The sequence below is a fragment of the Sodaliphilus sp. genome (genome assembly GCF_045598405.1).
Classification (GTDB): Bacteria; Bacteroidota; Bacteroidia; order Bacteroidales; family Muribaculaceae; genus Sodaliphilus; species Sodaliphilus limicaballi.
The window spans coordinates 1-8,901 of sequence record NZ_JAZLLZ010000135.1 but is presented as its reverse complement, the minus strand read 5'-3'; the positions used below and the strand labels follow the sequence as shown (position 1 = coordinate 8,901).

Below are 8,901 nucleotides of genomic sequence, written 5' to 3'. Positions count from 1 at the left end.
TGCCTTCGCTTGCGCTCAGTTAGGACAGGGTTATGTGCAGAACTACGTTCTGCGTGTCGGCTTTCAGCCTCTCATTACAAAATCATGTGAGATCCCCGCGCGGATAAAAATCTATTGTAGTATAGTTACAACAGATTGCTCAGATTTAACTGAATAAGAAATTATTCTAATTATTTTAATTTCTTTCAGTTATTATTAAATCTGTGTTATCAGTGAGATCCGCGCGGGGAAATTACCCAAAATACCATTGCTGAATAGTTACAGACTATCTAGACGTTCTAGAATTCCTCGAGCCGGTGTGCAATCGTTTGCACTTTTTATTATGTGCTATTACATAATCAGATTAGCGGAAACTTGACGTTTTCAATTAACTTTGTTATTTAGAAAAATAATATCCACAAAAACTATATTTCTATGAAAAAACTTCTGCTCAGCTTATTCACCCTGGCAGCCCCCGTGATCGCGATGGCTACCGGATGGCCGTCAAACTATAGCGGCGTGATGCTACAAGGATTCTATTGGGACAGCTACAGCGAGTCTAGATGGACCAACCTCACGTCCAAGGCCGACCTCTACTCTCAATACTTCGACCTCATCTGGGTGCCCAACTCAAGCAACTGCCAAGGACAAAGCATGGGCTACAACCCTGTTTACTGGTTTAACCATACCAGCACATTCGGCAACGAGAGCACCCTGCGCACAATGATCAACACCTACAAGGAGAAAAACGTGGGCATCATTGAGGATGTGGTCATCAACCACAAGAACGGCAAGAGCAACTGGTGTGACTTCGTCAACGAGAGCTGGAACGGAAACGACATCACATGGTCGCTCGCCGACATCTGCAAGAACGACGAGGCAGCCAGCCACGGCTATAAGCCCACCGGAGCTAACGACACTGGCGAGAACTTCGATGGCTCGCGCGACCTGGACCACACCAGCGCCAATGTGCAGAAGAATGTAAAGGTGTATCTCGACTTCCTGCTCAATGACCTGGGCTACGCGGGATTCCGCTACGACATGGTCAAGGGCTACGGAGCGCAGTACACCAAGATGTATAACCAGAGCGCTAAACCCAAGTTCAGCGTGGGCGAGTACTACGACGGCAACCACGACCTGGTGGGCAACTGGATCAAAGGCACCGGCTACGAGAGCGCAGCTTTCGACTTCCCCCTCAAGTTCGTCATGAACCGCGCTTTCGGCGGCGAGAACTGGAGCGAACTCAACTACAAGGGACTTGCAGGCGACCCCAACTACAACCAGTTTGCAGTCACCTTCGTCGATAACCACGACACCTACCGCGACGACTACAACAAACTGGGCAAGAACGTGCTTGCCGCCAACGCATTCATCCTGGCGTTGCCCGGCACTCCCTGTATCTTCCTCCCCCACTTCAACCAGTACCAAGCCGAGATAGGCAAGATGATTAAGGCTCGCAAGGCTGCCGGCATCAACAACAACAGCAGCATCCTCCAGCAGGGTCAGCAAGGCGGCGGCTACGTGATGAAGGTGCAAGGCACCAAGGGCTCTGTGCTCATCATCGTGGGCTATGTCGATGGCGTTGACACTAAGGGCTACACCCTCGTGAGCACCGGCACCAACTATGCCTACTTCGTGAGCGAAGGCGGTGGCGACGATCCCACTCCCGACCCCGAGAAGAAGGACATCAACGTGTATGTAAAGGCAGCCAAGGCTCCCTACGTGTATGCATGGAGCGGCACCGGCTCACTGCTCAGCGCAGCTTGGCCCGGCGACCAGGTCACCAAGACCACCACAACCAGCGACGGCACCAAGTGGTACACCACCACCTACAACGCCTCTACGTTCAACATCGTGCTCAACAACGGTGACGGCGGCCAGACTGCCGACATCACCGGCATCAGCAAGGATATCTACCTGCAATATAACGGCACCACCGGCTACACCGACCTGACCAGCCAGTACAGCGGCGACACCACCAGCGTGCAGCTCCCCGAGTGTGCTAAATGGCTCGAAGGTAAGCTCTTCTGCTACTTCGAGGGCAACGAGACCTACACCGCGCCCAACATCTGGGCATGGAATGCTAATGGCGACTTCAACGGCGGCACATGGCCCGGAACCAAGCTCACAGCAGTGGGCAAGACAGCCAAGGGCAACACCGTGTATCTGTGGGACGGCGGCAAGCTCGACGAGAACAACATCCCCGACGGACTCGTGTTCAGCACCGGCACAGGCTCACCGCAAACCAGCGACTTCATCTTCAACAACGGCGGTTACTACACCTCAAGCGGCATGGTGGCAGTTGTGCCCAAACCCGCTAAGCCCGACTACCCCACCGGCGACGTCAACGGCGACAAAGAAGTAGATATCACCGATGTCAACACCCTCATCAACGTCATCATGGGCAAGGAACAGGCAAGCAAGTATGAAGGTCGCGCCGACATCAACGGTGACGGACTTGTTGACATCACCGACGTCAACACAATCATCAACCTCCTCCTGGGCAAGTAAGACTTTTCAGCTATTGGAACCCGTTTGAGTTCCAATATATTGCCCCGATTAGTGTCCTGCTGGACGCATCCACCTGTTGATACTATACCCCCACCGGCAGTCGTTTCACTCCTTTCGGTGGGGGTTATGTGCCCAAAGCAAGCTTTGTGCGTGTCGGCTTTCAGCCTCTCGTTGTTAATATATTTCCAATGAAAAATCAGTGAGTTCAGTGAGATCCGCGCGGGGAGTCCTCAAAAAAGTTATTGGTGAATAGTTACCTTCCAGACGCAGTATAGGGTAGCATTCTTTCAGTGCAGGCTCTTGGAGCTTCGCCCCTGCGCTTCTACACGGTTATCAAAGGTACTGTCCTATCGGGCAGAATACAAATTAGATGCTGTTGCCCTGGTGATTCTGCTTCACTGTTGCTATTGTCCCCAAAAAAAAGAGAGAGATGCCTTGGCAGGTATCTCTCTCCTAACCTCCGTGTCTCACGACACGAATTCTCACAAAACAAATCTAAAATAACTGTATAAAATTGTGTGTAAAGTCAACATTTAAACAATGTTTGCTTATCTAAATTCGCTAGTTGCCAATGATTTTATTGACTACTGCGTTTACGTCACTCACATCTACAGAGCTATCTTTGTTAACGTCGGCACGGGTGTCATACTTTGAAGCATCTTCTTTACCCATGATGACGTTGATGAGGGTGTTGACATCGGTAATGTCTATTTCACCGTCGCCATTGACATCTCCTGCGGCATACTGGCTTCCGGCATAGGATCCTATGGTTGCCACTGCCTTCATGGCGCGTCCGGTCTGGTTGTCCCACAATCCGGCATTGTACCACTGGTCGGTGACACGTTTTGTTGCCCAGTCAAGTCCGTACTCGTTGGCTTCGGGCCACCACCACACAAGTCCTGTCACCTGCTTGTATTTCTTGAGCGTCTCGATGAGAGCCTGTGTGAAGGCTTCTTGGCCGTTGTTGGTGATAGGGTAGGTCGCGCTGTAATCGTAGGTGATGTCGGTGGGTTGGTAAGCGTGGTAGTAACCTGTTTCCACAATCATGATCTCCTTGGTGTAGCGCGAAACCAGGCGGTTAAGGGCGTTTTCGAGTTGTGTGAGATTGCCGTGGAAATAAGGGTAGTAGCTCAAGCCTATCACATCATAGTCCACTCCGCCGTTGTTTATGCGGGTATAGATACTCTCGAGGGCGGTAGTGTTAGCCACGCGCTCGGTGTGGATTATGATTTTGGCGTTGGGACACACCTCGCGGCACGCCTTGCCTGCGTTTTTGAGCAGGGAGGTGAAGCGGCTCCAGTTGGCGTCGTTGTTATAATAGCATTTTTTGAGCGACGATGCATCCTTGGCACCCCACAGCATGCCGTAGCTGATTTCGTTGCCAGTCTGTATGTAGTCGGGTGTTGCGCCGGCATCGACCATAGCCTGGAGACAGTCGCGGGTGTAGTTGTAAATCGTGGTGTTGAGCTCGGCATCGCTCTGTCCCACCCAAGCAGCGGGTGTGAATTGCTTCACCGGATCGGCCCACGAGTCGCTGTAGTGGAAGTCGAGCATGAGTTTGAAGCCGGCAGCCTTGATGCGAGCGCCCAGAGCCTTAACGTAGTCGAGGTCTTGGATCACGCCCTGGCCCTTGTCGGTGCTCGACGCTTGCGAGGGATCAACAAAGAGACGCACACGCATCACGGTCCAGCCGTTCTGCTTGAAGTAGCCAAGCATGTCGGTGATGCGCTTGCCGTTGGGGTCGTTGTATTTGGCGCCATTCTGCTCATACTTGGTGAGCAGAGAGATGTCACCACCTGCCTCCTGTGCGTGCATGCCCAGGATTGCAACAAGTGCAGTGATAAGTGCAAAAATGCGTTTCATTTGTTTATTCTCTCTAATATCAAATTTTAAGCGTTAGAGCCTTAAACTCTTAATGTCTTTATATCTTAAAGTCTTATATCCCGCAAGGCGTTCTTAAACATTTAAGCCCTTAAACCTTTAAACCTTTAAACCTTTAAACCCTTACTTCAAGATATATTTCTTGTGGTTGTGGATGTAGAAACCAGGAGTAGAAGGTTTCTCCTCGTAGCGGCGTCCGTTGAGGTCATACCAAGCGGGATCGGCAGGAGCAACCTCATCGACAACCACGCCGTTGATACCAGCATAGTCGCTAGTGATGTCCTTGACGGTGTATTTGTCGCCGCTGAGTGCATCCAGCTCAAGGTAGATATCCTTGTTAATGCCCATCACATCGAGAGTCTGCGGAGTACCCTTCTGGCTGAAGATGAAGTTGAAGGTGTAGTCCTTTGCAGTGATGTCAAATGAGCGGTAGTAGAACTTTTCACCCTTGATTTCCTTGGTCTCGGTCATCACGTCACCGGGCCAAGCCTTGCTGTTAGTGAGGGTCTTGTCGTCGTCCCATGCCCAGCAGTAAACGCTTGTCCAGTTGTAAGGAGCAACTGTGGGATCCTTAACATATACGGTCACGGGATAGGGGTCGAAGGGCTCAACCACCTTGATAGTGTAGTTGCGAGTGATCTGACCCACCACGTTAGCGCCGTCCTTGAGACCCAGTGTGAGAGTGGTGTTCTTGTTGAAGTTAAGAATCTGGCCGTCGGTTGCGTTAGTCCAAGTGCTGCCGCCGTCGGTGCTATAAACGAGCTGCTTGCCTGTTGCGGTAATCGCCTGCAGTGTCACGCTCACGTTGTTGTTATACTCGCCGCTGGGCTTGTCGCACCATGCGGTCTCCATGTCGTTGGGGACATACATCAAGTAGTGGTAGCCTTTAGCAACGAGGGTGCATCCGTTAGCACGCATGTCAACCACGTCCTGTGGCACTTTACCCACCATCACGATGAGTTTCTTGCCGCTCTTGGTGGTAGCAGTCTGTGACACGAAGTAGTCCTTTTGTGATGCCAGCGTGGTGGGGCGGCTCTGGTTGTGAACGCCCACGAGCTTGCGCACGGCAATCATCTGCTTGATTTCCTCCTTGTAGGCAAGCCAGTGCTTCAAGAACACGCAGGGAGTTCCGGGCATCGACAGCATGAAGGCGTTGAGCGCCAGGGTGTCGGCCTTGATGGGGTCTTGGGGATAGCTGCTTGAACGGTACTCGGTGTCGTGATTCTCGATGAAAGTCACGGCATAGCGGCTGTAAGCGCTCTGGCGAGCGATGCTTGCGTTGGTAAGGGCAGCCCAGTTCTTGTTGTTGACCACGTCGCGGGCTGTGTAGCGGAAGGGGAAGTCAAACGCTGCGCTCTGGATCACGTTGTCCACCTTGGTGCCGTTAATCCAGTTGGTCACAGCACTCACGTTGCCGTCCCAGTACTCGCCCACGCTGAATTGCAGCTGTGCGGTGCTGTTGTACAGGCCGGTGAACTTTGATGCATAACCCTTAACCATGTCATATCGCACGCCGGTGTAGCCCAGGTCGTTGATGAGCTTGTCGAGATAAGCGTGGCAAATCTTCTGCACGTTAGCGCTGTTGTGGTCCAGGTCGCGCATGCCGTCCCAGCCCTCGCCGCTGTCGTTGTACTGCGACAGCTGGTAGCCGTTAGCATCGCAATATTCCTTAGTCTTGCCACCGTCGTCGTTCTTCACCACGTCGGTCGAGACAAACTGCATAGTCTCGCCCTTGTAGGTCTCCTTGGGGAACACTACCCACTTGCCGCTCTCCTGGAAGTGGTTGATCACCACATCGGCAATGATACCGGTGCCCTTTGCCTTGAAGGTGTTGATCATTGTGCGCAGGCCGGTCTCGTTGCCAAACGAGCTTGTATAGTTAGTGAATATGTACTTGGGATTGTAGCCCATAGATGTGCCGCCGCAATAGCCGCTCTGGGGAACCCAGATCAAATCAAAGAACTCTGCCAGCTCGTCGGCTTGATTGGTGAATTTAGTCCACTGGGTGTCCTTGTAAGAATCCCAATAGAAACCTTGCAGCATCACGCCCTCATACTGTGAAGGCCAGCCCTGGGCAAATAATGAAACAGTTGTTGCAAGCGCAACGATGGTTGACAGTATTTTCTTCATATTTAAGTTTTTTGAGGTATGCAAGTTGTTTGCATGTGCAAAATTAAGTGATTTTGTGCAATTTACCAAATTTCATTATTGTATCTTGTACAATATATTAGTGCAAACGATTGCACACCACCCCGCAAACCCGCACATTCACACCCACGGAGGATAATTTTTTTAACATTAGTGTCCGGTAAAGTAACTATACAGTTGATACGATTTTTTTGCAGAGTCCCCGCGCGGATCTCACGGATTTTACGGATTTTTTATTGAAGTAATATTAACAACGAGAGGCTGAAAGCCGACACGAGGGTGTGTATTTTCCTGATTTCGGTTGACTGTCAGCGGATGTGATGTAATTCCATTGTGCTTGCAGAGCAAGCTATTTTCTAAGCGAAGCATAAAAATCATAAGAAAAATATTTTCTTTTTTTCCGGACAACATTAATTAGCATCTTATACCATCTCCCATTACATATCTTCCATTGAAAGGCCTCTCTTTGTTACTTCCCTTCCTCTGAACAAACGTCGTTTCATCTCTGTGACCTTTTCATCCAGTCGGGCTGGAGAGTATTTCTCGGGGTTGCGCTTCACTTCGTATGCTTCAACGTCACCTTCAAGTGTTTCGGCTACGATGTCAATCTCAAAGTCATCACGATTCCCCTTGGAGTTAACGCCATTTGGCTGCCACCAACCGCCAATCTGCTTATATTGGCAACTTTCCATCATCTTAAGACGGAACCAGCGTTCAAGGGCTATGCCTGAGAATGTTGTGTAGTCATTGGTGATGATATTCTCCAGTGCAGGCATATTTTGTATCTCAATGAGGGATGAATATCTGTGTATGTAACGGAACCAGAAGCGGAAGAAGTTGTCTTGTATTTCATAACGTACTGTCTGGCTGCCTCTCTTGGCACCGATGGGACGCTTCTTCTTTATGATACCGTATTTCTCCTCGAGTATCTTCATCTGTCCTCCAAGGCTCTTCATGCCAATAGCACTCTCTATCTCGCTCTGCGTGACATCACCGTGAGCAATCTGGTCAAGGATGCTGAAATACGTGCCATACTGTTTGCCGAACTCTTGGACTAGAATCTTCTTGCCTTCGTCCACAAAGTAGCTGTCACCACTTGAACAAACATAGTGAATCATCTTCCTCACGTCTGTACAGCCGTTATTCATCAGAAGCTCAATGTAACGAGCCACTCCCCCTGTAATAGTCCAGAGTGCCAAGAGGTCTTCCGACGTGTAATCAGGCTTGTGATCGCCTAGAATCTCCTTTATCGTCTCTGTGCTGAACGGCTTCAACTTGATTGTGCTGTCATCCCTGCCGAATAGTGGCTGTTCTTCGTCCTTGAAAATCTTTTCCATCATGCGGAATATAGAGCCGGACACAATAAGGCAAACATTTGTCTGCTTCTTGTATTCGTCCCACAATTCCTGCATGTCACTGAATATGCCAGGATTTGTGTTGTCAAACTCTTGAAACTCATCAATGAAGAGCGTGAACTTCTTACGCTTGCCTATTTCCAGTATCATCCGGAATAGTTCACGAAACGTGGTCATTCCACCAGGGACAAACTCTGCAAGTTTTTCGCGCACCTCCTGTATGAAGGTTCTGACCAAAACGGTTTCAGTCTTTCGACCGACAAAGAAATACAAGCCCGGAGCTTCTTCATGCGTCTCACTCATCAGTTTGTACACAAGACTAGTCTTACCCACACGCCTTCTGCCTGTGAGCACAACAAACCGGGAGTAATCGTTGTAAGCCTGACGCTGCAACTCCTTGAGTTCGGTCATCTCGTGCATTCTGTCGTAAAATTTCTTCATTGTAATTTTATGGCTGTAAAATTTATGGCTGTAAAATTTGACCGCAAATTTACAAAGTATCCTTGATTTACACAAGGTTTATGGTCCAAAATTCAGGGCAAGCGCATCAAAATTGTTGCAAGAGTATTGCCTGAAAAGATTTGTCAACTTTCAATCCGAATAGGTGATTTTGCCCGACGGGTGGTACTGGTTGGTCTTGAGCCAGCGGCTCCAGCCTGACTGCCTGTCAAACTCCAGCAAGGGATCATCAAAAGAACCGTCCGAGGCCACTGCGCATGCTCATTTCATAGGTTGAACGTGACGGTGCTGGACCAAGATGGGATTGTGGAAGTTTGTAGATATTAACTCAACTTTAGCATATGGAACAATCTGAATTTCACCCATTTGCTCCGATTAGCGTCCTACTGGACGCATCTGTTTGTTGATACTATACCCCCACCGCCACTGAAGTGAACCCCGAAAGTTAGACAAAAAACTTTCGGGGTTTATTATGACAATAAAGAAAAGAAAGAAACATGATTATGTATCATTGGTTCATTACATGCGAATGTTAGATGAAGGATATTCGTTCCGTTATATCCAAGAT

The 8,901-nt window shown here is 49.6% G+C and carries 4 protein-coding genes; 1 reads left to right on the top strand and 3 read right to left on the bottom strand.

The annotated features are described in order from the left end of the window. The first annotated feature begins 414 nt into the window (after positions 1 to 414). The gene (locus ACKI3C_RS09660; protein WP_407404463.1) at positions 415 to 2,490 is read left to right on the top strand and encodes a starch-binding protein; all 2,076 of its coding nucleotides are present in this window, start codon (positions 415 to 417) and stop codon (positions 2,488 to 2,490) included. A gap of 561 nt (positions 2,491 to 3,051) precedes the next feature. Here the strand turns inward: ACKI3C_RS09660 and ACKI3C_RS09655 are convergent. From ACKI3C_RS09655 to ACKI3C_RS09645, 3 genes are all read right to left on the bottom strand, one after another. Next, positions 3,052 to 4,353: a glycosyl hydrolase 53 family protein gene (locus ACKI3C_RS09655; protein ID WP_407404461.1), complete on the bottom strand. Its 1,302-nt coding sequence runs from the start codon at positions 4,351 to 4,353 to the stop codon at positions 3,052 to 3,054. 141 nt (positions 4,354 to 4,494) lie between these two features. After that, a complete protein-coding gene (locus tag ACKI3C_RS09650) occupies positions 4,495 to 6,501 on the bottom strand; it encodes an alpha-amylase family glycosyl hydrolase (protein ID WP_407404459.1) in 2,007 nt (668 codons plus the stop codon). Between the two features lie 455 nt (positions 6,502 to 6,956). Then, entirely contained in the window at positions 6,957 to 8,294 is a 1,338-nt protein-coding gene (locus ACKI3C_RS09645; protein WP_407404465.1) for an ATP-binding protein, read from the bottom strand. Positions 8,295 to 8,901: the final 607 nt, after the last annotated feature.

Excerpts from the sequence above, each read along its gene's own strand:
- ACKI3C_RS09660 (WP_407404463.1), top strand. The coding sequence starts at position 415 with ATGAAAAAACTTCTGCTCAGCTTATTCACCCTGGCAGCCCCCGTGATC.
- ACKI3C_RS09655 (WP_407404461.1), bottom strand. The coding sequence starts at position 4,353 with ATGAAACGCATTTTTGCACTTATCACTGCACTTGTTGCAATCCTGGGC.
- ACKI3C_RS09650 (WP_407404459.1), bottom strand. The coding sequence starts at position 6,501 with ATGAAGAAAATACTGTCAACCATCGTTGCGCTTGCAACAACTGTTTCA.
- ACKI3C_RS09645 (WP_407404465.1), bottom strand. The coding sequence starts at position 8,294 with ATGCACGAGATGACCGAACTCAAGGAGTTGCAGCGTCAGGCTTACAAC.